The sequence below is a fragment of the Neobacillus vireti genome, from assembly GCF_036962465.1.
Lineage (GTDB): Bacteria > Bacillota > Bacilli > Bacillales > Cytobacillaceae > Neobacillus > Neobacillus vireti_B.
The window spans coordinates 23528-49756 of record NZ_JBALNF010000030.1; the positions used below are offsets into that span (position 1 = coordinate 23528).

The window sequence follows — 26229 nt, forward strand, 5'->3', positions numbered from 1 at the left end:
TGCCCAATTAGAGTGATTTTCTTACCACTCTATAGGCACTTTTGATTTCTTTAACTGCATGTAGATCATATAATTCTAGCAGAATTTTATCGTAATTTGTTAACGAAGCCTTGTGTGTCACCAGAACAATTTCAGATGTTTCATGTTTCTTAATTGGAAGCTGAAGAATTTTTTCAAAGCTTACACCGTATTTGGCGAATATAGCGGTAATATCGGCAAATACGCCAACCTCATCCTGCACATGAATCCGTAAAAAGTATTTAGAAAATTTCTCTTTATTTTCCTTAAGCTTTTTAGGATATTGCGGAGAGACGGCACTCCTGCCATTTACACCGAGTCGTAAATTCTTAATGACACCGACCAAATCTGAAACAATCGAAGTAGCTGTCGGCAGGCTTCCCGCTCCAGGTCCATAGAACATTGTTTCACCCACGGCTTCCCCATATACATAAACAGCATTATATTCATTCTGCACAGACGCAAGCGGGTGATTATTAGATAAAAAGGTAGGGGCGACACTTACTTCCACCTTTTCTCCGTCCCTGTGAGCAAATCCAATTAGCTTCATCGTATAGCCTAATTGTTTCCCGTAACGTAAGTCTTCCTCTGTCACGTTAGAAATACCGCTGACCTTCACGTCGTCTAAGTCAATATGCATCGAGAAACCAAGGGTTGCAAGAATGGTCATTTTCCTGGCTGCATCTAATCCTTCTACATCAGAAGTTGGATCAGATTCGGCAAAGCCAAGTTCTTGTGCCTCCTTTAATACTTCTTCATAGGAGCGGCCTTCATCACTCATTTTGGTTAAAATATAATTGGTTGTACCGTTGACAATCCCCATCATTTGCGTAATTCGATCAGAAGCAAGACCATCAACCAGCCCGCGTAGGATTGGAATTCCTCCAGCCACACTTGCTTCATAATATAAATCACAGCCATGTTCTGAAGCGACAGTCAACAATTCTGACCCATGCAGGGCCATTAAATCCTTATTCGCCGTAACAACATGCTTTCCTTGTCTTAGTGCGGTGATTAAATAATCTTTTGTTTCATGGACTCCACCCATTACCTCTATTACTACGTCAATATCCTGATCGAAAAGGATTTCATCCGAATTAGATGTTAATAGATCGGGATCAACATGAACCGGTCTGCTTTTATGTACGTCTTGTACAAGAATTTTTTTTATGACAACCGGACACCCCACTTGGTGAATTAATTTATCTTGGTGATTTTTAATAATTTGTACAACACCTGAACCGACCGTACCTAACCCTAAGAGACCAATCGAGATTGCTTCCATGTTATTCTCCTCCCACTACTGTCTACCTGAAGCGTACAATTGTTTTTCTATTGTAGACATTATATGACTCTCTTTATTTTTTTACAATAGATTTATTTTTTATTTATTTAACTGTAACCGCTTCTTTCCTCGTTGTAAATGGTTTGTTCCAAAGTTGCAAAATTTTTCTGAATAGTTAAGTATCAATAAGGGAGTGGCGCTTGCCACTCCCTTTTGTGTTTTATAATATAGTTTTGATATCGAGGACTGTGTCTAGAATATAATCTGCTTTATGCTGTTCAAAATCAGCTCGTGCATCTTTCCCGGAAAGACCTGTTAAGACGGCTGCAAATTGACAGCCAAGCTGCCTTGCCGCAAGCAGGTCTGCCAACGAATCTCCGACCACCAATATTTCTTCCCCATTATGAATGGGCAAAGTTGCATTTATGCAGTCCAATGCAGAGGTTCCTTTTCCTTTTAGCCCCATGATGTAGGTGAAAGGATGCGGCTTTGATAGGGATTTGGGGTCTGTTATCTCTTGTTCCGCCTTGGAGACTTCATCCGCCGTTATAATTCGTTTTTCATCAAAGTATTTCAGCCAATCTAAATGGTAAAAAGGCTGGATTGTTTCTAACTCCGGTCTTCCTGTACCAATTCCAATCGTGATTCCAGATGAGGAAAGCTGCTGAAATAAAGTGGCTATTTCTTGTGCTGGAGCAAGGGTTGTTTCATTGGCAAGGAATCCCTTTTTACCGGTTTGGACTGATGGTCTTCCGGTTGAAGCTAGGACATTTTCGTCGCCTACATACCACTCTTGTGATACATGCTCACAGATGGACCAAAGCTCCCCTTTTCGAAAGATCGAAGTATCTACGTCTAGCTTCTCTTTGGCTAGTACATTTAAGTATTCAAACAATTCCTGCTTTGTCTTATCTGACCTGGAGAATTCGTCTACGAACAAACTAAAATCCAATTCTACTTGATACTGACTTAATACCGTGCCTATATCCCGTAAGGTTTCATAGTTGATTGGCTTTGTTAGCCATTGGGTTATTTTTGCAGCTTCATCCTCTTTAATTTGCGAGAGGAGGTGGATGAGCTGATGGCCGAAGGAAAGGTAGATCATATCCCAGTTTGCGTTTAACCCTCGCGATTTCATAAATTTAAGGACCTGGTCGTTCTGGAAGACATTTTCCCTGATGTGGCTGATGTCCGCTTCGGTATATTCGGTTGTAAATTGTTGCGGTGCGAGTGCTAGATAATTGCTGCTAATCAGCATTTCCCATACAGTTAGGGCAGATGCATCAAAATAGTGCTCTTCACTCAAAAGCACCCCATCTACATCAAATAATACGGTGTTAATCAAATTCCCAACCCCCTTGTTTCTTGGTTAACTTTTATACGTTATCGTACCACAGCGGGCGTTGTATTTTGAAGTATTTGACTACTATTATTAAAAAAACAAGGGGCATCATCGATGAATTTGTTAATAAGTTTAAGGATTTTGTTAATAAAGCTATTTTTTTGTTAATATAATCTATATTTTGTTAATAAACAGCAAATTTTTGTTAATAAGTTAAGACCAGGCGGAATTGAGGTTCCGAATTCTACGTAAATGCGTTTCTTTTCTACAAAATTGAAGGCGATTTCTACGAAACTCCCACACAATTCTACGAATTCCCAAACTAATTCTACAAAAATTGGTAACCATCCTCCAAATCGCCCTCGAAAGTAAAAAATGCCGTGCGCTCAGTCACCCAGCGTACGGCAAGCTTTAAAACTTGGTTTTTATTAGATATCCAATCCAATCGAAATATACTTTACTTCTAAAAACTCCTCAATTCCGTAATGTCCGCCTTCACGTCCAAGACCGCTTTCTTTATAGCCGCCAAACGGAGCTTGAACTACTGATGGCAGGGCATCATTTAAACCGATAATTCCATACTCCAGTTGCTCCGTAATCCGAAAAGAGCGGCTTAAATTTTCTGTATAGACATACGCAGCCAATCCGTAACAGGAATTGTTGGCCCGTTCAATCACTTCCTCTTCCGTTTTGAAGGTCGAAATCGGCGCAAGCGGACCAAAAATTTCCTCCCTCATACATTCCATATCATCATGGATATCGGTAAGAATCGTCGGGGCATAGAAATAACCCTTTTCCTCTACTGGCTTAAGTCCGCTATAAGTAACCTTACCGCCTTTTTTAACGGCATCATGAACCAATGACTCTACTTTTTTATAAGCTGATTTATCAATTAACGGACCGATATCTGTATCCTCTTCAAGTCCATTACCGACTTTAAGCTTTTCTAATTCGGCTTGAAAGAGCTTAATGAATTCGTCCGCAACACTTTCCTGTACATAGACCCGGTTGGTACAAATACAGGTTTGACCGGCATTGCGGAATTTTGATTGAACAAGGCCGCTGGCAGCCTTCGCTAGGTTCGCATCATCCATCACGATAAATGGAGCATTTCCGCCAAGCTCTAACGAAACTTTTTTTACATTCTCAGCAGCCCCGCGCATTAACGTCTTTCCAACCTCTGTCGATCCGGTAAACGTTATTTTCGTTACGCGGGGGTCTTTTAACCATATATCGCCAATTTCCGAAGATCGTCCAGTAATGACGTTAATTACTCCTGCTGGTATTCCGGCCTCATGTGCCAACTCCGCCATTTTTAACGCTGTAAGTGGTGTTTGGTTAGCCGGCTTCACGACAGCTGTACACCCTGCTGCAAGAGCCGGAGCTACTTTTCTTGTAATCATCGCCGCCGGAAAATTCCACGGGGTAATCGCCGCAATGACGCCAACTGGTTCTTTTCTTACTAGTATTCTTTTATTTGGACTAGATGCCGGGATGGTCTCACCATAGACCCTCTTTGCCTCCTCGGCATACCAGGAGATAAAGCCATTAGCATATGAAACTTCACCTAAGGCTTCCTTTAATGGCTTCCCTTGCTCAATGGTCATAATTCTAGCAAGTTCTTCTTTATTTTTATCAATTAAATAGAACCATTTCATCAAAAGCTGATATCGTTCTTCTGCTGTCCGCTTTGACCAATTTTTAAAGGCTTTATGGGCTGCATCAACAGCCTGTTTCGCTTCGTAGGCGCCGCCTGTTGGAACAGCACCAATCACTTCCTTCGTAGCTGGGTTGATGATATCCGTAAATACCTCGTAGTCATTACCCACCCATTCACCATTCACATACATCGGGTAAATTTGATAATTCTGCTTAAGTACATCCATATTATTATTCACCTCCAACAGATAAGGCTTGATTATTTTGATAGACTGCTTCGACGGCTTCTTCAAGTATTTGTAATCCTTCCTCAAGCTGCTCATCCGTGATGGTGATCGGCATAAGCAGCCTAATGACATTGCTGTAGATACCAGCACTTAACAGCATAAGACCACGTTTTGCTGCCTCTTTGACCATTTTTCCTACTGCCTCTTTATCAGGTATTTTGGACTTACGATCCTTGACGATTTCCATCGCACACATTGCCCCAAGGCCACGGACATCGCCAATCCCTTCAAAGCGATCGGCTAGGAGCTGCATTTTTTCAATTACTCGTTCGCCAATTACTTGCGCTCGATCATTCAATTGCTCATCCTCAATAATATCTAAAACTGTCAGAGCTGCCTGGCATCCCAGCGGGCTCCCAGCGTAGGTTCCGCCGATCTCGCCAATTCCAGGGGTATTCATGATTTCCGCCCTGCCGATGACACCTGAGATCGGAACTCCTGCCCCCATCGATTTTGAAATGGTAATTAAGTCAGGGACGACCTCAAAATGTTCAATCGCGAAATATTTTCCTGTTCTTGCAAAGCCTGTTTGAATTTCATCGGCAATAAACAAAATTCCATACTGTGAACAGATCTCTCTTACCCGTTTTACAAAGGCCTTATCGGGCACGATAAAGCCGCCCTCTCCCTGCACAGGCTCCATCACCACGGCTGCAATTGTTTCTGGAGCGACTTCTGCCACTAAAAACTGTTCAAACTGCTCAATGATCATGCCGCTATATTGCTGTTCAGTCATTCCTTCAGGACGGTGGTATACATATGGATATGGCGCCTTATATACTTCCGGGGCAAATGGACCAAAGTCAAATTTATAAGGCTTGACCTTGCTTGTCATCGTCATTGTCATTAACGTTCTGCCATGGAATCCCCTTGTAAACGACACAATTCCTTGACGTTTTGTATACTTGCGGGCAATTTTAACGGCATTTTCAACGGCTTCCGCACCGCTGTTAAAGAAAGCGGCCTGTTTATCAAACTGACCTGGGGCCAGCGCACAAAGCCGCTCTGCTAAATTTATATAGGATTCATACATCATCACATTAAAACCGGTATGGATAAATTGGCTTGCTTGTTCCTGCAAGGCTTTAACCACTCTCGGATGTGAATGGCCGACATTCAGCGTCCCGATTGCACCGGCAAAATCAATATAATGATTGCCATCGACATCCTCGACCAGTGCTCCCTCTGCTTTTTTCACAAACGATTGGCAGTTGTTACTGATCCCTCTTGGAACAAATTTATTTCTTCGCTCCAAGATTTCTCTCGATTTTGGTCCGGGTATTTCTGTTTGGAGCCTGACAAATTTCCTTTCCAATCCCTACTCCTCCTTTTTAAAAAATAACACCCAGGGGAGAAAAATAATCCCCCCCTTGTTCATTTCTATATAAAAAGCAATTATCCCTTTACATGCTCTAACACTTCTTTAAAATTTCTGACAACTCGATCAACCTCTTCATAACTAATTGTTAATGCAGGCTCGATTCGAATCGTTTTTGAGTTGATCAAGGTACCCGCCACGAGAATTCCCCTATCAAACATTCCTTTAGAAACCTCATAACCAATTTCATCCTGATGGAATTCGATGCCAATCATCAAACCTTGACCACGAATTTCCTGAACCTGATCCTCATGACCCTTGGCTGCTTGTTTTAATTCTTTGAGGAAATATTCACCGACTTCGGCAGCCCGTTCAGGAAGTTTTTCTTCAATCAACACACCAATCGTTGCAATTGCGGCTGCACAGGCTAACGGGTTTCCACCGAAGGTAGTTGTGTGCATGAATGGATTTGGGAACCAGCTTTTAAAGACTTCTTCTCTAGCAACGATCGCCCCTGCAGGCATAACCCCTCCGCCAAAGGCTTTAGCAAGACAAATAATATCCGGTACCACCTCATATAACTCTGCGGCAAACATTTTTCCTGTCCTTCCCATTCCTGTCTGCACCTCATCAAAAATCAACAAGGAGCCGTATTGGTCACATAGCTCGCGGACTTGTTTGAGATAATTTTCCGGCGGAAGGATGATTCCCCCTTCACCTTGAATCGGCTCTAAAATGACGGCAGCCACATCTTCTCCGACTGAAGCACATACTTCAAAGGTTTTTCGCATCATGTCGATATCGCCGAATGGTACATGCCGAAAGCCTGGAATCAATGGTAAAAACGGTTTACGGAACATGCCCTTTGCTGTCCCTGATAATGATCCTAAGCTTTTTCCATGGAACGCCCGTGTAGTGGAAATGAAGGTAGTCCGTTCACTGTACATTTTGGCAAGTTTTAAGGCCGCCTCCACACTCTCTGTCCCACTGTTGGTAAAGAAAGCATATTTTAAATCGCCTGGTGTAATGTCAGCTAAAATTTTCGCGAGCATGGCACGAAGCGGATCTAGCAGGTCCTGGCTGTGCAGAGCCTGACGTTTCAGCTGATCGGTTACCGCTTTCAAAACTTTAGGATTACGATGTCCGACATTGTAGATACCAAAGCCGCCTAGACAATCAATATATTCCTTGCCATTGACGTCCTTAAAACAGGAACCATTATCAGACCATTCCACCGCGGCAAATTGGCCGTCCTTTGTAACAGTTTTCCGGTAGGCAAGGAAACCTGGATTTACATGTTCACGAAATCCATCGACCGTTTCTTTTGTGATCCAAGCTGCTTCTTCTTCATTAATTTCCTCTTTTTCTATTAAATCTAGAACCTTATTAATATATTCAGACACCTGTTCATTTTGCTTACTTTTTAACTCCTGCTCATAATTAATACTCATAAAATACTTCCTCCCTTTTTGATGTTTTTATCCTAGTTTATTGTTCAAATACAGGTCAATTTGAAAACCAGCCGACCGGTTCTACCTGCAGATTAATATTTATCTGTTTGATTTCTTGGAATTCTTCAAGTCCAAATGTTCCAAGGCTGCGGCCAATACCACTTTGCTTATAACCGCCCCAAGGAGCCTCATTATAAGTTGGATGATAAGAGTTTATCCAGGTAATCCCGGCACGGAGCTTCTTAATCACCCTTAGTCCTTTAGCACCATCCTTTGTAAATACACCGCCAGCTAAGCCATAAATAGTGCCATTAGCCAATTTAATCGCTTCTTCTTCATCCTTAAATTTTTGAATGACTACAACGGGTCCAAAAATCTCCTCTTGAACGATTCTCATCTCTTGCTCAACATTGACAAAAACCGTTGGTTCAACAAAGTAGCCCTTTTCCAAGCCAGCAGTAACAATCCTATTTCCACCGCAGGCCACTGTTGCCCCCTCCTGCTTTCCGAGTTCTATATAATAAAGAATTTTCTCAAGGTGGTCTGCACTGACAAGCGGCCCCATTTCTGTGGAAGGATCATTTCCAGGACCTACTTTAATTTTTCGTGCCCTTTCGACGAAGCGGGCTACAAATTGATCATAAATACTTTCTTCCACGAGAATCCTTGAGCCTGCGGAACAAACTTGGCCTGACCCGGCATATATACCAAATAAGGCATAATCCACCGCTGTTTCAAAATCAGAATCAGCAAAAATAATATTGGGCGATTTCCCACCTAACTCCAGTGATACCTTTTTCATGGTGTCAGCTGCTGTCTTCATGATGTGCTTTCCTGTTTTGGTACCGCCTGTAAATGAAACCATATCTACATCGGGGTGGGAAACAATTTCATTTCCGACAACAGCTCCTGCTCCCATGACCATATTCGCTGCCCCTTTTGGCAGACCCACTTCTTCAAAGATTTCAAATAGTTTTTGTGGTGTAACCGGGGTGACTTCGGACGGTTTAAAGACAATGGTATTTCCTGCCGCTAAGGCAGGGGCTATTTTCCAAACACTCATTAACAAAGGATAATTCCACGGTACAATTAAACCGCAAACTCCGACAGGTTCCCGGACTACCATCGCCTGCATCGGGTCGGCAACATGATAGGTCTGGCCATCAGGTTTTGTAATCAAGCCTGCATAATAGCGGAAACAAGCTGCCGCATCGGCCACATCAAAGCCTGCCTCTCGCAATGGTTTACCATTATCCATGGTCTCCAGCTCTGTTAATTCCTCTGCATAGCTATCAATTTTATCGGCAATTTTTAATAAATAAGAAGCTCTTTCCTGAGCTGAAATCCCCGACCAAACACCCGTATCAAAAGCTTTGCGGGCGGCATCAATGGCAGCGCGGGCATCAGTAATAGTCCCTTCAGGTGCTTTGGCGATGATTTCTCCATTGGCAGGATTGTAAACTAGTCGTGTTTGTTGATTTTCCGCCTCTTTCCACTCACCATCAATATACATCTTCAGGTTTACTACTTGGTTTTTTACTTCGACCATTTTATTTCCTCCTTTTTTACCCTCACTATACATACTGCAAGAAGCGTGCCAACAAATAAACGCTGCTAATGCTATCCCCTTTTTTCAAAAAATCGCTTAGGTTATTCAATTTTGCATAAACCTATTTCAATCTGAATAAAAAAAGCTGATCCAGATTATTGTCTGAATCAGCTTAAATTTAAAGAGATGAATAGTCTTCTATTTTACCTTTTTTTTCGGTTATTATTTTTTGATACTTACGGCTGACAGAAGATTGACTAATTCCCAAGGCTTTGGCCGCTTTCGTGGTGGTCTTGTACTGATTCATCGCCATGACAATCAACTGTTCCTCTACATAATCAATAGCGTCCTGTAATGGAATCACCCGAGTAATCACAGGCTTCATTTTTTTATGTTCATATCCAAGTGATAAAAATTGACCGACAAACTCGGCGTCAATTGCAGAATGATCAGCGGTCACTACTAATCTTTCAATAATATTTTGCAGTTCCCTTACATTACCCGGCCATGAATAAAATTCAAGCACATTAATTGCATCAGGGGTCAGATGATAATTACGTTCATATTTTTCATTTAATTGCTGAAGGAAATGAAACGCTAACAGCGAGATATCCTCAGTTCTTTCCCTTAATGGCGGGATATTCAGTGGAATTACATTTAACCGATAATATAAATCTTCCCGGAAGGTACCATCATCGACCATCTTGGCAAGGTTTTTATTTGTGGCGGCAATGATTTGGACATCCACCTTTATCGGCAGGGTACTTCCAATTGGAATCACCTCATGTTCCTGAAGAACCCGTAACAACTTGACTTGAAGGTGGAGCGGCATCTCGCCGATTTCATCAAGGAATAAAATCCCGCCGTCAGCCTGTTTAAAATATCCATCCTTCCCGTTCTTATCAGCTCCCGTAAATGCCCCTTTTGCATAGCCGAACAATTCACTTTCGAGCAGATTATCCGGAATCGCTCCACAATTTAACTTTAGGAAAGGCTGATCGGCACGTTTGCCTAATTGATGTATGGCCTGTGCAATAACCTCTTTTCCCACTCCTGATTCCCCGTGGAGAAGGACAGTCGACGAAAAATCCGCAATTTTTTTTACCTGATGCATGATTTTTTCCATTTTTGGACTGCAATAAATGAGTTTTTTCAAAAAGCGATCCTTGGTCCTAAAATCATCTAATTCCTTCTTATACTTCTCTGATATTTTCCGCATTTCCTGCAGTTCACTCTTTAATCTGCTTGTCTCTGTAATATCTCTTGATGCTACAATAATCCGATCCAGTTCATTTTGTTCCGTAAAGACTGGATTCCCAACCGCTAAGATTTTCCGGCCATTAAGTGTTTCTTGAACAACAGAGACCTTTTTCTTCTTTTCAATGACCAACCTGGTAACCGATGGAGTGAACAGGCCCCGGTCCTCTAGTTCCAAGATGTTTTTACCAATTAATTCCTTTAAATCTACGTTCCAGAAATCGTGTATGATATTTTCACTAAAACGGATTAGTTCTCCTTTGGCGTTGACTACAAGAATTTCATCATAAATACTGGACAGAATCGCATTTAAGTCCTTATTAAGATCCTTTATATGTTCTATTTCCATTGCCATCTCTTCTACCATAGGAAGATCCTGAACCACAATAATGACGCCTTCCACCTCATGGTCAAAGTTTAAGATTGGACTATAATCAACAAGGACCCCCATCTCATTCGTTATTTCAAGATGGTTTAGCAGCGTCTTGCCAGTTGAAAAGACTTGCTGAATGCGTTCCTTGCTAAAAATAGTTTCTGCCGGGAAATTCAACACCTTTTCAGCTGTAGATTTAATCATTTTTAGACCGGCATCATTACAATTAATAATCGTTTTTTCTTTATCTAAAACGAAAATCCCCATTGGAATCGAGGTAAGAATTATTTTTAATAAATCGACACTTTTATTTTCCTGTTTAAAGAGCTCTGCGAGGACATCTTCTCGCTGTATGTAACCTGCTGGCTTGCCATCGGCCCCTCTGATAATGGCAAAGGGTTCACCAATAATTTGAAACAAAACAGGCAGGGAAACTTGTTCACTAAGGTGACAGATACTATCCATCGGTTTCGCACGTTCAAGTAAAACTTCAACAGATGCCGATTCTCTTTCCTGGCTGTCAAGGTGTACATAGGCAAAAAGTTGATTGTGCTTTTTTAGAAATAAAAAGGGCTCTTTCAGTTTACTTAAAGTTGCTCGAAAAACTCCCTCACTTTCATCTACTGCGACTGATACGATTGGTTTGATCTTTTCTTTTGCCACGGAAAACATCACGAAGCCCCCTTATTCTCCTTCTTACTATCATACTACCATTTTATTCACAATTTATCTTAAAAAAGAAGATGCGGAATCACCACATCTTCTTTTTAGCGTTTTAATCACTGCCCGTGACAAACATATCTTCTTTAATATAAGCCAGCACCATCCCGGGTATCACTTCATCACCCTCCTGGACCTCTAAGGATTCGATTTTACCACTGACACCAGTTTGGATGGTTTCTAAATAGCCTGTTTCTGTTTTGATCATGAATAACGGTTCCCATTCATAAATTCTTGCTTCATCTTTGACCGAAACCCTTTCCACCTTTCCATAACACGGACTTAGAACTAATCCAAAATACATGTCTTTCACTCCTAATCGATATATTGTTCCTGAAAAGGCTGTGTCTGTAAAACTAGGCTGAAGAAATTCTGCAATTCTGCAATATCTTCTTCTTCAATTCCCAGGCGCTCCGCCCAATGCTGTTCTTGGTGGGTATCCTCTTGACAGAGGAGGACCATATTACCCGACTGGAGCGAGGTGACCATCGCTTTACCATAAAAATAACTCGAGTGGCCAATCGTTAAATCATAGCGATGATGATTCGTAATTAAACAAAAATAGTGCAATAGTTGATTTTCCTTTTGTTCCGATAAGATATCAATTTTCATAAAAATCCCTCCCGATGTTCGGTAATTAATATTTTAGCCAGCCTCTGAGCCTGGATGATTCCGCTAACCGTTGAATGCCTTCAATATAGGCGGCTATTTTCATATTGACGCTATATTTTTTTGACGTGTTGTATACATTTAAAAAACTGGCCGTGATTTTTTCCTTTAGACGTGAATCTACCATATCATCAGTCCAATAGTAACCTTGATTATTCTGGCACCATTCGAAATAGGAGACAATCACACCACCCGAGTTGGCCAGAATGTCTGGGACAACAAGAATGTCCCGATGATCCAGGATTTTTAATGCCTCTTTGGTTGTTGGACCATTTGCAGCCTCGATGACAATTTGACAATTTAATTTACTGGCATTGTTTTTGTTAATCACGCCTGAGATGGCAGCCGGTATCAAAATATCACAATCTTTCTCGAGTAATTCCTGGTTAGTAATCGAGCAGTCAAATTGATTAGATACGATTCCAAACGAGTCCCTTCTTCCCAGCAAATAAGGAATATCTAAACCATTTTCGTCATATACCCCGCCTAAAACATCACTTATCCCGATTACCTTAACACCTAAATCATATAGATACTTCGCAAGATAGCTGCCGACATTCCCAAAGCCCTGGATAATGATACGGGTGTCCTTTAATTGCAGCTTCTTCAATTCACAGACCATTTGAAGTGTATATAAAACACCTTTTGATGTTGCTGTTTCCCTTCCAATTGACCCTCCTAAGGCAATTGGTTTCCCGGTTATAAATCCTGGAGAATCAAATTCACGAATATGATCATATTCATCTAGCATCCAAGCCATAATTTGAGAATTGGTATACATATCAGGTGCGGGAATATCTTTTGTCGGCCCAACTATTTGGCTTACCGCCCTAACATAGCCTCTGCTCAGGCGTTCTAATTCATCTAAACTCATATGACGAGGATCGCAGACAATGCCGCCTTTAGCACCACCGTAAGGAAGACCGGTTATACCGCATTTTAAACTCATCCAGCCTGCTAGAGCCTTCACCTCTTCCGGTGTTACGTCCGGATGAAAACGGATCCCGCCTTTTGTCGGCCCGGGGGCATCATTATGCTGGGCACGATAACCTTGGAAAATTTCTGTATTTCCGTTATCCATGCGAACAGGGATACTTACCTCTAAAAAGCGCATCGGCTTCTTTAATAACTCAAATACCTGTGCTGGATAATTTAGAATGTTAACCGCTTCCTTAAGCGTCTCCTGGAACTCAATCAAGGAATTATCCTTTTCCTTACCTGCCTCATTCTTTTTAACCTCTATGGATTCGATTGACACTTTAACACCTCATTTTTTTATGGTTATTATTCTAATAGCAATTTTCGTGCCAACTTCACTTAAGCGCTCCCTTGAGCTTTTTTAAAATTATGGCCCCTGGTTTTATGAAAATATGATTGGATTATTCCTTTTTGCATAATTGGAGAAGCGGTGATCTAATAAAAAACGCATTCGTGAATGGAATGCGTTTAGTGACGGATTTTTTTTAATTACTGAGTGACGAATGTATCGATATTATAAGGAAGACGTTCTTTCAGCCTCATCTAAATTTAAATCGGCAATCTTAATCGTAAAGAATCGTGTCTGGAAGAGCATATAAACAATTCCAATCCCTATCCAAACAAGCCCGCCAATAAGTGCATCCGCTTGCAAGTTATACCACAAGATTCCTGTTAATCCCGCCCCAAGGATGGGCATGATTAGGTAAGAAAAAATATCTTTTGCTGTTTTATATCGCTTGTGTTTGAAGATAAAGTGAGCAATTACGGATAGGTTAACAAAGGTAAACGCAATTAAAGCACCAAAATTAATAAAGGAAGAAATTAATTCCAGGCTAGGAGCAATGGCCAGTAACGAAACTACCCCGACAAGAATGACATTAAAAACAGGGGTTCGGAATTTTGGGTGGACATAGCCAAAAGCTTTTTTCGGCAAGACACCGTTTCGGCCCATTACATATAAAAGCCTGGATACACTTGCATGCGAAGCAAGTCCCGAAGCTACTGTTGCCGCAAAAGCACCGGAAAGGAAGATTAGCTTAAAGAAGGTTCCACCGACATATAAGCCTATTTCCGGCAGAGTATCATCGGTAACCTTGAAACCTGAAACATCGGGGAATAAGGCTTGGGCAAAATAACTACAAACGAAAAAGATTGCCCCACCGATAAAGACGGTCATCATGATCGCTCTCGGCATGATCTTTTGATCAATCGCCTCCTCTGCATACATGGTTACTGCGTCAAATCCAATAAAGGAGAAACAAACCACGGTTGCTCCCGTTAGTACGGCACCAAGGTGGATATTAGAATGGAATAATGGCTGGCTGGTTAAAATAGTCCCTTGCCCCATCCCTTTGGAAAGTTGAATGAAGGCTAATACAATAAAGGCAGCAATTAAGACCACTTCAAATATGACCAGCAAGGAATTTAAACTAGAGGTTTTGCCCATGCTCCAGGCATTGAGAGCTGTAACGCTTGCCACATAAACGACAACCCAAATCCATGCGGGAACATTGGGGAACACGGATACCATATAAATTCGAATGATTAATGCATTTACCATTGGAAGCAGGATATAATCAAGTAATGCCGCCCAGCCCACCAGAAAACCGAGATGAGGGCTCATGGTTTCCCGTGTATACGTATAGGCAGAACCAGCACTGGGGAAAACGCTTACCATTTTACCGTAACTAATCGCTGTAAATAACATCACAACCAATGCTGCAAGATACGCAAGAGGAACAACGCCATTCGTCTCGTCAGACACGATTCCAAATGTATCAAACACAATCGTTGGTGTCATATACCCAAGTCCAAGCATGACAATTGCCCATAATCCAAGTGACCGTTTAAGAGTGGTATTCTCCAATTTTATCAACTCTCCTTTTCATTCTTAATTTCTTACAAGTAATTCATCCATTTAAGGTGTTTTATTTATCCATATAATGGACTTTGGGGTCCAATATTCTTCCGTTTTTCTTTCCCTCCTGTCATTTTAAATAAATTACCTATTATTTAGAATAATGCAATTATTGTGCCAACTTTTCTTTTTATAAGAATGACGATTTAAGTTGATTATGTTCTTAAAAATAATCGTGAATTTATGTAGTTTTGCATAACTTAACCCGTATTGCATAAATAAAAAAACAGCAAAATCCAATTAATGAATTCTGCTGCTTTTTGTGTATATTAGATTTTTTGTTTGAGATACTAATTATCGTGCGAATCTGTGATTTCCAATCGTAACTGTTACAGGACGTGATGTAATCCATGAGCTTGTTGACGTCTTAGGATTGTAGAAGTATAAAGATCCATTTCCTTTTCCAGTTAGAGCGATTGCTTCATTAACCGCTCGTTTAGAAGCAGCATCAGCTGGCTGATTAATTTGTCCGTTTTCTACAGGAGTAAAGGCATAATGTCCATATGCAACTTGATAGATTACACCCTTTACAGTATTGGGAAAATCCGCACTTCTTACTCTATTAAGAATAACAGTGGCAACAGCAACTTTTCCTGCATACGGTTCGCCAACTGCCTCAGCACGCACAAGACGAGCCATCAAGTCTTTCTCAGCTGCCGTGTAAGGAGAATTCGGTATTAACATATTTCTGCCAGCATAAAGAGGAACCGATTTATTTGTCGCCATTAAGCTGTTAACGGGTACACCGAACCCCTTTGCGATCTTCCAATAGGTTTCTCCATATTGGATTTTGTGAGTGGTTGTCGCTGCTTCGGTTTGATTTGTTAAAGTAAATGCTGAAATGGAAAACATTAATCCAGCGGCTACTATTAGTTTTTTTAACTTCTTCATATTTATTACCTCCTAGTAGTCGTTCGTTTGTCTACTATTAGGCTATCAGATGTAATACTTCTATTCATCGTCCAAAATTTAGCAATTCACGCTGAGGTTTCTTAGCCATTGCTATCAAACCACTAATCTACTATCAGTTAAAATTATCCATCAGCCTATCATTTCCATAAATATCATTTGGGGGAAAATTATTGTTCTATTTTTACAAAAGGTTTCAACACTGTAACAATCCAAATTTAAACTTAAATACTCGCAGCGAAAACATTTTAAAGCAAATTCTTCACTAAATTGCCATCAAATCCCTTAAAATCAACAGGATTTCCTTTCAATTCTTTGGTAATAATAAGATAGAAGCTAATTTGAAGGAGGATATACTATCATGGAAAATCAGTTGGTTAGTGTACTTAATAAGCAAATTGCGAATTGGTCTGTTCTGTATATGAAGTTACATAACTATCATTGGTACGTAAAGGGCGGTCAGTTTTTTACCCTGCATGCTAAATTTGAAGAGTTCTATAATGAAGCAGGCCTTCATGTTGATGAATTAGCAGAGCGTCTACTGGCGATTGGAGGTAATCCGGTTGCAACAATGAAAGAATGTTTGGAACTTTCTTCCATCCGCGAAGCATCTGGCAGTGAAACCGCAGATGAAATGGTTCAATCGGTGATCAATGACTTCTCGATTGTCATTGGAGAACTGAAGGAAGGCATGAGCCTTTCAGAGGAAGTAGATGACGAAACAACCGGCGATATGCTGCTTGCTATTCATTCCGGATTAGAAAAACATGTATGGATGCTGTCAGCATTTCTTGGTAAATCCCTGTAAAGCAAAAAGTCCAACGATAAGTTGTTGGACTTTTTGCTTTTTCATAATAGTTGCAGGCAGAGACACTAATTTTCCCCCCCGATAAACGGAGGTCTCGGATGTGCCCTTCTTCGCCGTGGAGAAGGTCTTTTACTAACCTGTAACAGGGTAAATAACCCGCCGCCTACCATCATAATAAGTCCTGCTGTCTCATTTTGCATGTTGATCTGTGAACCGGCAATTAATACACCCGTCCCCAACACAGCCAACACGATTTTCCTCGTTTGTCCTGCCTGATGATTGAGTATTTGTTTTTCAAACGATTTTGATGGCTGAATCCGAATTTCACCCGCTTCAAACTGCTCAACCAGCGTAAATAGCTTACGGGTAGTTGGGATAACCTGAAAGAGTGTGTTTTTCACTTGGTCGATAACCGTATCTTTAGCAGGATTAGCACGAGTACTATCCATTATATCTTCCACATATGGTTTTGTATTCGCAACAATATCAAAATCCTTATCCAGGCCATTACAAATACTAAAAACGGTCATAATAGCCTTGCCTAAAAATGTCATTCGAGAAGGAATTTGAAACGGCTGCTCATATAAAAATTCGCGTAACTCTTCAAGGAAGCTCTCATTATTAATCTTATCAAAATTAAAACTTCCATCAGAAAAAACCGAGAGAATGACTCTTACATTCTTTGCTAATACACCTTTATCTGCATTCTTTCTTAAAAATCCAAGCTCATTAAAAGCCTCAACCATCCCGCCTGCGTCCTTCAGATAAATTGACATCGCCAGCTTGACCATACTTTCCTTCATCTGATTTGAAATGGTTCCGACCATCCCAAAGTCAATAAAACAAAGTGTACCATCCTGTTTTACCAACAGGTTTCCCGGATGGGGATCGGCATGAAAGACACCGTCTTCTAACAGCTGTTTTAAATAAGACAGATACAAAATCGATGCTAATTTTTTCTTATTAATGGAAGTTTCCTCTAGTCGAGGAATTTCATTGATTTTTACACCTTCAATGAACTCCATAACAAGTACTTTACTTGTTGTCAGCTCCCAATAAACCTTCGGAGTCGTAACACCGGGAAACTCATGGAAGGATGCTTGAAAGTCCTCGAGATTTTTTGCTTCCTTTTGATAATCCAATTCCTCGGTAATGACCTCATCAAACTCTTGATAAACATCTTTTAAATCGACAAATCTGCCGACTTTTGTAAAACGACCGGCCAGGGTGGTCAAAACCTTCAATGTGGCCAGGTCTAAAGCTACAATCTCTTCAATACCCGGGCGCATTACTTTTACGGCAACGTCTTCACCGTTTTTCAGAACAGCTCGGTGCACTTGACCAAGTGATGCCGCCGCAACCGGTTCTTGAGTAAACGAGGTAAATAGGTTTAAAACGGTTCCTGACAATTCGGCTTCAATCCGGCTGACTGCTAAATGAGCCGGCACTGGTGCAACGGAATCTTGGAGTTGTGCAAGAATATCTGTATATTCTTTGGGTAAAATATCCACCCTTGAGCTGACAAATTGCCCTAGCTTAATAATTAATCCGCCCATTTCAACGGCAGTTTTAGCAAATTTGGCCGCTTGTGATTTATAGACCGCCTTGTATCTTTTAGCAGAGGTCTGTTTATGTAAAAATTTCTTTGTTTTCCCCAGCCACCAAAATTGCATAAAGAACCCAACGAACATAAAAAAGGTGTTCCTAAATCTTTTGTTGAACAGTAAGCGCATGAACTCACGCATTCTTGTCCTCCCCTTCCATTTCTGCCCACGGGACAAGCCTGCGTGGTATTCTGACGTCTTATAAATGAAATAACACTATTCTTCCTTTTCCTCTTCTTCAACTTCTGCTTCAGTCTTTTCAAAAATCTCTTTGGCTATTTTCTCAAATCTTTTCGACTTGTTAAAAAAGAAATTAGCAAACTTATTCATAATTTCTGATTTAACGAGGATAACAGTACCTTTCCTAGCATCACCAAAGACCACAAATTTCTCTCCAGATTTAATCCCTAATTCCTCGCGTGCTTCTGATGGGATAACAACCTGGCCTCTTTCGCCCATACTAGTTGTTCCAAAAATTTTCCCATGATTCATCATGATCACTCACCTCTCCTTTGTAGGATACATCATACTTTTCGTACCACCTATACATTTCACACAATATACATATGGCGATTTTATGGCGGTCAAAAAGGTCCTGCAACGCTGACACAGGACCTCTTTTTAAAAGTAAGATTGAATTTTTTCTAATTTATAAGCACTTGTCCCTTTCACCTTAGAAAGCTCGTTCATAAATTATTATATATCAAACAAAGGAGGTGGAATTACTATGGGATACGATGGCAGAAACAATAACTTCGCGTTAATCGTTGTATTGTTCATTCTTTTAATCATCATCGGTGCATCTTGGATGTACTAATTTTTGATTAAAAGCTTCTTAGAAAAAAGGAGCGAAAAAAAATAATTTTTTCGCTCCTTTTTTTATTATTCCATTAAGCTCTTTTCCTGCGAGCAAGAATTAATAAGCTGACCGTTATGATCGTAAAAGCAATAAACGCTAACAACGGAATGGTAATAAACCCAAGCCAGTTTATATAATCCTTGGAACAGGGTACACCGGTTGTACACATTTCGAATTGCTGTAGATACGGGAGCTTTTGCAATAGCGTATGATATCCTGAAATAAGCATCCCCACAATGGAAAGTGGAAGAACATACCGGTAAATTCCTTGGTCATTACGGTAAAAGGCGATGCCCAAAATAATGGCTAACGGATACATAAAGATTCTTTGGTACCAGCAAAGCATACAAGGGATGAAGTGCATGACTTCACTAAAATATAAGCTGCCTAGTGTGGCAATGAGGGCAGCGACCCAGGATAGAAGTAAAGGCTTATTCATTTCTATTTCCCCTTCGCTGCTTCTTCGACCATTTTCTTTAAATCATCGATGGTTTGACCTTTAAACATCTGCCCGTCCACAAAAATGGTCGGTGTCCCGGTTACACCCAATTTTTCAGCATAGTCCATATCTTTATTCCAGGCAGCCTCACTGTCTTTCGATTGGAAGTTTTTCACAACCTTATCAACTTCTTGATCACTGGCAACTTCTTTTAACGTATTCGTTAAGAAATCTTCTGTAAAAACATCCATTTTCTCATATTTAGATTCTGTTGGTTGTTTTTGATATAGAAGCTCATGAAATTTCCAAAATGTTTCATTTCCTAATTCCTTAAAAACCGATTCAGCAAATTTAGCTGAGCGAATTGAATCTGTATTAATAAACGAATCATTCATAAAATAAAATTTAGCTTTTCCTGTGTCAACCAACTCTTTTTCTATCACAGGTACTACATTGGTCGCGAAGTTCTTGCAATTAGGACATTTATAGTCGCCAAATTCGATAATCGACACAGGTGCTGTCTTTTCTCCTAAAAAGGGCTGATTGGAATAATCAATCTTATTTGCTGCGGTTGTCTCTTGTTTTTTGTTATGATTCCCAAAAAATATAAACGCGGCAATACAGACTACCACTAATCCAATTACCCAAAAGGTGAACTTCGCTGATGAATTACTTCCACTTTTTTGGTTGTTCTTCTTATTTTCCATATTTTAACTCCTTTATTTATCACAATTACTTTTACCTTTAAATTTTACTAAACTAAATTGATAAATAAAAGGAATTGAGACCATTAAAAATCAAAGAAAAACTCAACAAAAAGATAATTTTGTGAGTTTTTCCACTTTATGAACGACTTAAATATGCGGCCAACCATCTTCTCCCCAATATAATGGTCTAATTTGCAAGGTGGGCTTGCCTTTTTTCAAGGCGTCGTATGCATGATTTACAAGCAGGCTGGAGTCCCCGGAAAAGTAAACAGCACAATGACCTGGACCTATCCAGCGCTCATCTCCTGCATCAATCAACGTTCCGCCCCCTTCCATCATCGATACGCCGTCTTTATCCAAATAAGGTCCCGTAATCTCCTTTGCTCTGCCAACCACAATTTTGTAGGTACTTTCAATGCCGCGGCAGCAAAAATCAAATGATACAAACTGATAGTAATACCCTTCTCGATAGACAATAAACGGAGCTTCAATGGTATTAGGCTGTTCCGCTCTGCTAGAAATGGAGAGTAGTTCTGCATTTTCAGCCGGCTTCATCGTATCAGGATCTAATTTAATCATTTTAATTCCAGACCAAAAGGAGCCAAAATTCAACCACGGCTGCCCATTTTCGTCAAAGATTAAATTAGCATCAATGGCATTATAGTCATCCGCTTCTGTAGAATGGATCACGTGTCCCCTGTCCTTCCACTCGTAAGCCGGGTTATCAGGATTAAGCGTTGTATTGGTGACCAAACCAATCGCAGAAGTATTTTTCCCAAAGGTAGATACAGAGTAGTAGATATAATACACCCCATTATGAAAATAAATGTCCGGTGCCCAAATACTATCTTCATCTTTTTCCGGTACAAACTCTTTTGACCACTCTGGTAAAGAAGTAAAAATAGGACCAACTTGTTTCCATTTCACACCATCCTCAGAGGTTTTCATTTGAATGCCGCTGCCTGTATGAAAGATATACCAACGTGAATCTTCCTTTGCTATGACCGGATCATGTGCCCATAAATCCCCTTGCAATTTCCAATCTATTTCATAAAAGTTAACGCTGTCAAAGTGTTCTGTTTTAGTCATGGTATTTTCCCCTCTCTTAATTATTAATAATTAAATTACTAAATTAATAATAATATTAACAAATTAACTTTATAAAAAGAAGAGCTCATTATGTGTTTTTCTATTACTTTTATTAGTTTACAATAAATGGATTTCTCCCTCTGTTTATTCGGAATAAGTCAAATTACCCATGAGTTTTTTATTAGTTTATAATACTATTAATTTATTAATATTTTTGTTAATATTAATTTTGAAAGCGTATAAATAAAAGTCTATTAGGTGGTGATTTCAGAAGCGCGGATTTGTTTTTCTTTAAGTTACATAAAGAGAGGAGAAATTCTGATGAGTAAACGCATATTTCAAAAGTTTGCATTCATGTTCCTAACGCTCCTAGTGATTATCCCAAGTGCTGTATTTGGGGAGGATACAAATCTTTCCGGTCCCCAGCCTAGTGAAAACAGCAATAAACCAAACCTTAACTATCCAGGTGTAGATCCAAATTTTCAAAATGTATCTGTCCATGACCCATCAATTGTAAAAGATGGTGACACGTTCTATGTGTTCGGTTCTCACATTGAGGCTGCCAAATCAACTGATTTGATTCACTGGCAAACTTTTACGAATGGGTATACAACACCTAATAATGCGATATATGGTGATTTATCAAAGAATCTTGCTGGTTCTTTTAAATGGGCCGGTGAAAACGATTCTGATAGTAAAGGCGGCTTTGCCGTTTGGGCTCCGGATGTTTTCTATAACAAAAACTATGTCAATGCTGATGGAACAAAAGGTGCCTATATGATTTATTATAGTGCCTCCTCTACGTATATCCGTTCTGCGATTGGTTTTGCCGTATCACAAAATATTGAAGGTCCTTATAAATATGTTGACACTATCGTATATTCCGGTTTCACAAAAAATGACGCGAAGGACGCTAACAGTACTGTTAATAAGAAATGGACCAATACAAACATCGGGCCACTTGTAGATAACGGTACGTTAGAAGGTCCAAGAGATGGTTGGTTTAATAGGGATGGCTCTTTCAATAATTACAATTTCCCAAATGCAATTGACTCCACTGTCTTCTATGATAAAGAGGGAAAACTGTGGATGACTTATGGTTCTTGGTCTGGCGGCATTTATGTCCTGCAGATTGATGAAAAAACAGGGAAAGCGATTTATCCTGGCAAGGATGGAAAAACCGTAGACGGTCGTCTGGTTGACCGTTATTTTGGAACAAAAATTGCCGGCGGATATTACAAATCCGGCGAAGGACCTTATGTGATTTATGATAAGAGCACTGGCTACTATTATTTATATGTCACGTATGGATGGTTAGGGGCTGACGGAGGCTATAACATGAGACAGTTCCGCTCTAAGAGCCCAGATGGCCCTTATTTGGATGCTTCAGGTCAAAATGCTGTTTTACCAAGTGATGTCGCCAATACTCCTTATGGAAATAAAATCATGGGCAACTTCTTGTTTGAACGAAAAGTGGGCGACCCTGGTACAGGAATTGGTGTAGGCTATCTTTCTCCAGGACACAACTCTGTTTACTTAGATCCAAAAACGGGGCAGCAATTTTTGGTTTTCCATAGCCGGTTTCCACAATCAGGAGAGTATCATGAAGTTCGTGTTCACCAAATGTTTATGAATAACGACGGCTGGCCAGTGGTTGCACCGTATCGCTATACAGGTGAAACGTTAGACAAGGTAAATAGACAAGACCTAATTGGCGATTATCTATTTATTAACCAAGGAAAAGATTATTCGGCTGCAATTAATAAATCTGTTTACATTCGATTAAATGAGGATGGTACAATTACTGGCGATGTAACTGGTACTTGGAAGAAAACCAGCCATAATCAAGCGGCAATAACTGTTGATGGACATACTTATAACGGAGTATTCGTTAGAGAATGGGATCCTGTTTCAAAAAGTAATGTAATGACATTTACAGCCCTTTCAAATGAAGGTATTTCGGTTTGGGGAAGTAAACTAGCAGATAAAACTGATCAGGAAGTAGTAGCAGATGTTGTGGGTGACCTAAATCTCGGTGATACAGAAAATGTAATTTCCAATTTATCACTCCCAACCGAAGGTACTCGCCATACAACGATTTCTTGGGAAACTACAAATGCAAATGTTGTAACGAATACTGGGGTTATTACTCGCCCGCAAGCTGGTTCAGAACCTGCGGCAGCTACCCTTACGGCAACAATTACCAAAGGAGATATAACCGACAAAAAAGTCTTTACGATTAAGGTATTGCCTTACCAAGAGGCTGGATTAGCCGCTCAATATTCCTTTGAAAATAACCTGAATGAGAAAACGGGTACATTTGGGTCAGGAAGCATTACTGGTAATCGAATTGATAATACGGGCGGGACTATTTCTTACGCTGCTGGTAAAAGCGGCGAAGCGGCTGTCTTTAATGGTGCCTCAGGTATTCGTTTACCAAACGGATTAATTTCAAGCAACCAATATTCTGTATCTTTATGGTTAAAACCTGAACAATTAACCATGTATACAACCACCTTCTTTGGGGCTGCAAACTCTAATAGCTGGGTCAGCCTTGTTCCAAATGGTCCAGTTGGCGGGAATACGATGGTCTGGTCTGGCAGCGCCAAATGGTACGACGCTTCTTCAGGTTTAACGATTAAGACTGGTGAATGGACACATTTAGCATTTACGGTTGATAACGGGACGATTAAGGTTTATGTGAACGGTGTTGAAAAGTTTACAGGCACCAACTTCTCGAATATTTTTACGACAAACAATGCCAGCTTCAGCTTGGGAGTTAACTGGTGGGATCCTCCATTCAAAGGCTTAATGGATGAATTGAAAATATATAATGGCGCCCTTACTCCTTCTCAAGTAACGAACTTAGCAAAATAGGATACAAAAAATCGTATGGATATCCGATATCCATACGATTTTTTTATTGGTTTGAAATTTTTTCTAGTCTTCTTAATTTATTTCACTATCGTTATAATAGAGGCGGAATAGTATATCTTGGTTATAATTCCCAAAGCCTGTCCCAAAAAGGGTGACCCCGCCGACATTTTGACTTTCTTCAAGGACGGCAATCCGAAACGTCCATTGCTTCTCACGAATGTCAACATCCTCGAGAGTAACATCTGAAATCCTTAGTCCATCAATATAGGTACCATCTGATGTAATACGGAGCCGTTTAAGCAATCCATATTGATTGACTTCACTCGGCCACCAGTCAGGTGTGAAATTGCCCCTGCTATCGCCGAAATCTCCGGGACTAGTCCATTTACCCAATACGACATTATTTAGGTAAAAATGGATATCTGATGGCCAATTACTATTCGTAAATGGCGCCTCAGAAGACAGCTCCACAGATATTTCCAGTTCGCTTGGTTCTTGATTGCCCAGCAGAAAGTTTGGCAGCTTATATTCCACGTACCCTTTCCCAAACCACAAGATCTTAGCATTCATTCTGTTAGGATAGAGAAAATATCTTGGATCATCAAATTCCCCAATAATCGTATCCGTGGTTGCAATACCACAGGTTGGTTCGATGGAAAAATCAGTATAGTGACCAACTGACACTTCTGTTTCGTGAAATTTCTTTAGTTCCCGTTCCTTTGAAGGAAATAATATTTCCATTTTTTCAGTTACCAGATAGCACTTTTTTTGCAATCCGCCTTTACCAGAGACTAATTCCGACTGGATGATTCCCGCTTTCTCTAATTTCTTTACATGCATGGTCATGATTGCGCTGGTGAGCTCTAAGCTTTGGGCGAGTTCCTTTACATTTCGAGGCTGTTCCGCCAAAAGGTGAATAATTTTCATTCTTACCTTACTGGCTAGGGCCTCGAAAACAGGCAGTGATTGTTCCGATATATCTAAATTCATGTAGTTCTTCCACCTTAATAATCATTAATAAATTTATTAACAATTATAACATTACTACTAATTTCCTATACTTACAATACAGGACTGTAAATTTATTTAGTTTGTCTAATGAAAAAAGCATGCAAATGGCTGCATGCCCTTTTTTGAAAATTATTTATGATAAATAAATCGTTCACCCGGAACCATCATGTGGAATTTTTGGTTAGGATATTGATGAAATAAGTAATCGACAAAATAAGCAGGGTTCTCGCGGTTATTTGGAAACAGATCATAATGAATCGGAACAATCAGATCTACCCCAACGGCTGCCGAAAGGTCCGCTGCTTCTCTAAAACTCATGTTTCCGACAATTCCCCGTGCAGTGCGGAAATAGTCTCCCCCATTGATTGGCAAGAAAGCAACATGTGGTCTAAACGCTTTTACTTTTTCAATCAACTCAGGTGTAACTACTGTATCCCCGCCGTGAAAAAGACGAATTCCGTTAACCTCTATCAAATAGCCTAAAAATGCATGGTTCCCTAATGAATCTTTTTCATATTCCGTATGGGCTGCAGGAATAGGTGTAATTGTAAAGCCTTTAATGGTAAATGATTCACCATCTTTAGCGGAGTGTATATATTTCTTTTCTACATGTTCTTGGACTAACGAGATGAGCGGTGCCGGGATTGCAAACATGGAGTCAGACGCTCTTGCAATCTCTTTAATGCTTAATTGATCTAAATGATCATCGTGTCCATGTGTAACTAAAACACCGTCTAAATCTTGAAGCATTCCCGGGGCAACAACCGGTGGAAAAGCTCTCTTGAATTCAGTCTTCGGGTCCCTTTCTTCAATACTGCTGCTTAAATAAGGATCAATACAAATAAGCCCATCCTCTTTTGTTCCTTTTAGGAGGATTCCCGCCTGTCCTAAATTCCAAAAGGAAACAGATTCTCCATAAATCTTTGTCTTCCTTACCTCATTTATTAATTCTTCTTCACTCTTATAATTGGCTGTCATAGATTCCACCTTTTTTCCTATTTTAGTCTTGTTGCTCAATTGAGAGGTCCACTTCTATTGGACAAATTACTTTGGGGGCCTATTGATTTTGTCTAATAGAAAGCCTGCTATTGGACAGTTTTCC

Annotated in this window: 22 protein-coding genes; 3 read left to right on the forward strand and 19 right to left on the reverse strand. The window is 40.2% G+C overall.

The window, feature by feature from the left end:
- Nucleotides 1-7: 7 nt before the first annotated feature.
- The 12 genes from V7077_RS13155 to V7077_RS13210 form a co-directional block, all read right to left on the reverse strand.
- Nucleotides 8-1303, reverse strand: coding sequence for a homoserine dehydrogenase (locus V7077_RS13155; RefSeq protein WP_335502203.1), 1296 nt, complete (start codon nt 1301-1303; stop codon nt 8-10).
- 220 nt (nt 1304-1523) lie between these two features.
- Entirely contained in the window at nt 1524-2648 is a 1125-nt protein-coding gene (locus V7077_RS13160) for an HAD family hydrolase (RefSeq protein ID WP_335502205.1), read from the reverse strand.
- Nucleotides 2649-3073: 425 nt separating this feature from the next.
- Nucleotides 3074-4495, reverse strand: a complete 1422-nt coding sequence (locus V7077_RS13165) for an NAD-dependent succinate-semialdehyde dehydrogenase (RefSeq protein ID WP_335502466.1) — start codon at nt 4493-4495, stop codon at nt 3074-3076.
- Between the two features lie 40 nt (nt 4496-4535).
- Nucleotides 4536-5906: a 4-aminobutyrate--2-oxoglutarate transaminase gene (gene gabT / locus V7077_RS13170; RefSeq protein ID WP_335502207.1), complete on the reverse strand. Its 1371-nt coding sequence runs from the start codon at nt 5904-5906 to the stop codon at nt 4536-4538.
- Between the two features lie 80 nt (nt 5907-5986).
- A complete protein-coding gene (locus V7077_RS13175) occupies nt 5987-7360 on the reverse strand; it encodes a putrescine aminotransferase (protein ID WP_335502209.1) in 1374 nt (457 codons plus the stop codon).
- 55 nt (nt 7361-7415) lie between these two features.
- The gene (locus tag V7077_RS13180; protein WP_335502212.1) at nt 7416-8909 is read right to left on the reverse strand and encodes an aldehyde dehydrogenase family protein; all 1494 of its coding nucleotides are present in this window, start codon (nt 8907-8909) and stop codon (nt 7416-7418) included.
- Between the two features lie 178 nt (nt 8910-9087).
- A complete protein-coding gene (locus V7077_RS13185) occupies nt 9088-11211 on the reverse strand; it encodes a sigma 54-interacting transcriptional regulator (RefSeq protein WP_335502214.1) in 2124 nt (707 codons plus the stop codon).
- Nucleotides 11212-11314: 103 nt separating this feature from the next.
- Nucleotides 11315-11563, reverse strand: coding sequence for a biotin/lipoyl-binding protein (locus V7077_RS13190; RefSeq protein WP_335502216.1), 249 nt, complete (start codon nt 11561-11563; stop codon nt 11315-11317).
- A gap of 11 nt (nt 11564-11574) precedes the next feature.
- Nucleotides 11575-11871 (reverse strand): SAV0927 family protein, encoded by a 297-nt coding sequence (locus tag V7077_RS13195; RefSeq protein WP_335502218.1) that lies wholly within the window; start codon nt 11869-11871, stop codon nt 11575-11577.
- A 25-nt stretch (nt 11872-11896) separates the two neighbouring features.
- On the reverse strand, nt 11897-13180 hold the full coding sequence (locus V7077_RS13200) for a Glu/Leu/Phe/Val family dehydrogenase (protein WP_335502469.1): 1284 nt from the start codon (nt 13178-13180) through the stop codon (nt 11897-11899).
- Between the two features lie 240 nt (nt 13181-13420).
- Entirely contained in the window at nt 13421-14773 is a 1353-nt protein-coding gene (locus V7077_RS13205) for an APC family permease (protein WP_335502219.1), read from the reverse strand.
- Nucleotides 14774-15118: 345 nt separating this feature from the next.
- Complete coding sequence (locus V7077_RS13210) at nt 15119-15715, reverse strand: cell wall hydrolase (RefSeq protein ID WP_335502221.1); 597 nt, start codon at nt 15713-15715, stop codon at nt 15119-15121.
- A gap of 379 nt (nt 15716-16094) precedes the next feature.
- Between V7077_RS13210 and V7077_RS13215 the strand changes: the two genes are divergently transcribed.
- A complete protein-coding gene (locus V7077_RS13215) occupies nt 16095-16541 on the forward strand; it encodes a Dps family protein (RefSeq protein WP_335502223.1) in 447 nt (148 codons plus the stop codon).
- 65 nt (nt 16542-16606) lie between these two features.
- Here V7077_RS13215 and V7077_RS13220 read toward each other — a convergent pair whose 3' ends face one another.
- Together V7077_RS13220 and V7077_RS13225 are read right to left on the reverse strand one after the other, a co-directional pair.
- Nucleotides 16607-18286 (reverse strand): ABC1 kinase family protein, encoded by a 1680-nt coding sequence (locus V7077_RS13220; RefSeq protein WP_335502225.1) that lies wholly within the window; start codon nt 18284-18286, stop codon nt 16607-16609.
- Nucleotides 18287-18361: 75 nt separating this feature from the next.
- Nucleotides 18362-18640, reverse strand: coding sequence for an AbrB/MazE/SpoVT family DNA-binding domain-containing protein (locus tag V7077_RS13225; RefSeq protein WP_335502227.1), 279 nt, complete (start codon nt 18638-18640; stop codon nt 18362-18364).
- 232 nt (nt 18641-18872) lie between these two features.
- On the opposite strand from V7077_RS13225, the gene V7077_RS13230 reads away from it, so the two are divergent.
- Complete coding sequence (locus V7077_RS13230) at nt 18873-18962, forward strand: YjcZ family sporulation protein (protein WP_144566239.1); 90 nt, start codon at nt 18873-18875, stop codon at nt 18960-18962.
- A gap of 73 nt (nt 18963-19035) precedes the next feature.
- Here V7077_RS13230 and V7077_RS13235 read toward each other — a convergent pair whose 3' ends face one another.
- The 3 genes from V7077_RS13235 to V7077_RS13245 form a co-directional block, all read right to left on the reverse strand.
- Nucleotides 19036-19443, reverse strand: coding sequence for a disulfide oxidoreductase (locus V7077_RS13235; protein WP_335502231.1), 408 nt, complete (start codon nt 19441-19443; stop codon nt 19036-19038).
- A 2-nt stretch (nt 19444-19445) separates the two neighbouring features.
- The gene (locus tag V7077_RS13240; RefSeq protein WP_335502233.1) at nt 19446-20150 is read right to left on the reverse strand and encodes a DsbA family protein; all 705 of its coding nucleotides are present in this window, start codon (nt 20148-20150) and stop codon (nt 19446-19448) included.
- A 147-nt stretch (nt 20151-20297) separates the two neighbouring features.
- A complete protein-coding gene (locus V7077_RS13245) occupies nt 20298-21239 on the reverse strand; it encodes a family 43 glycosylhydrolase (protein WP_335502235.1) in 942 nt (313 codons plus the stop codon).
- Between the two features lie 321 nt (nt 21240-21560).
- Here V7077_RS13245 and V7077_RS13250 point away from each other — a divergent pair, with 321 nt between their 5' ends.
- Nucleotides 21561-24116: a LamG-like jellyroll fold domain-containing protein gene (locus V7077_RS13250; RefSeq protein WP_335502238.1), complete on the forward strand. Its 2556-nt coding sequence runs from the start codon at nt 21561-21563 to the stop codon at nt 24114-24116.
- 72 nt (nt 24117-24188) lie between these two features.
- Here V7077_RS13250 and V7077_RS13255 read toward each other — a convergent pair whose 3' ends face one another.
- Both V7077_RS13255 and V7077_RS13260 read right to left on the reverse strand, forming a co-directional pair.
- The gene (locus tag V7077_RS13255) at nt 24189-25106 is read right to left on the reverse strand and encodes an ArsR/SmtB family transcription factor (RefSeq protein WP_335502240.1); all 918 of its coding nucleotides are present in this window, start codon (nt 25104-25106) and stop codon (nt 24189-24191) included.
- A gap of 150 nt (nt 25107-25256) precedes the next feature.
- Entirely contained in the window at nt 25257-26105 is an 849-nt protein-coding gene (locus V7077_RS13260) for an MBL fold metallo-hydrolase (protein WP_335502242.1), read from the reverse strand.
- Nucleotides 26106-26229 lie beyond the last annotated feature (124 nt).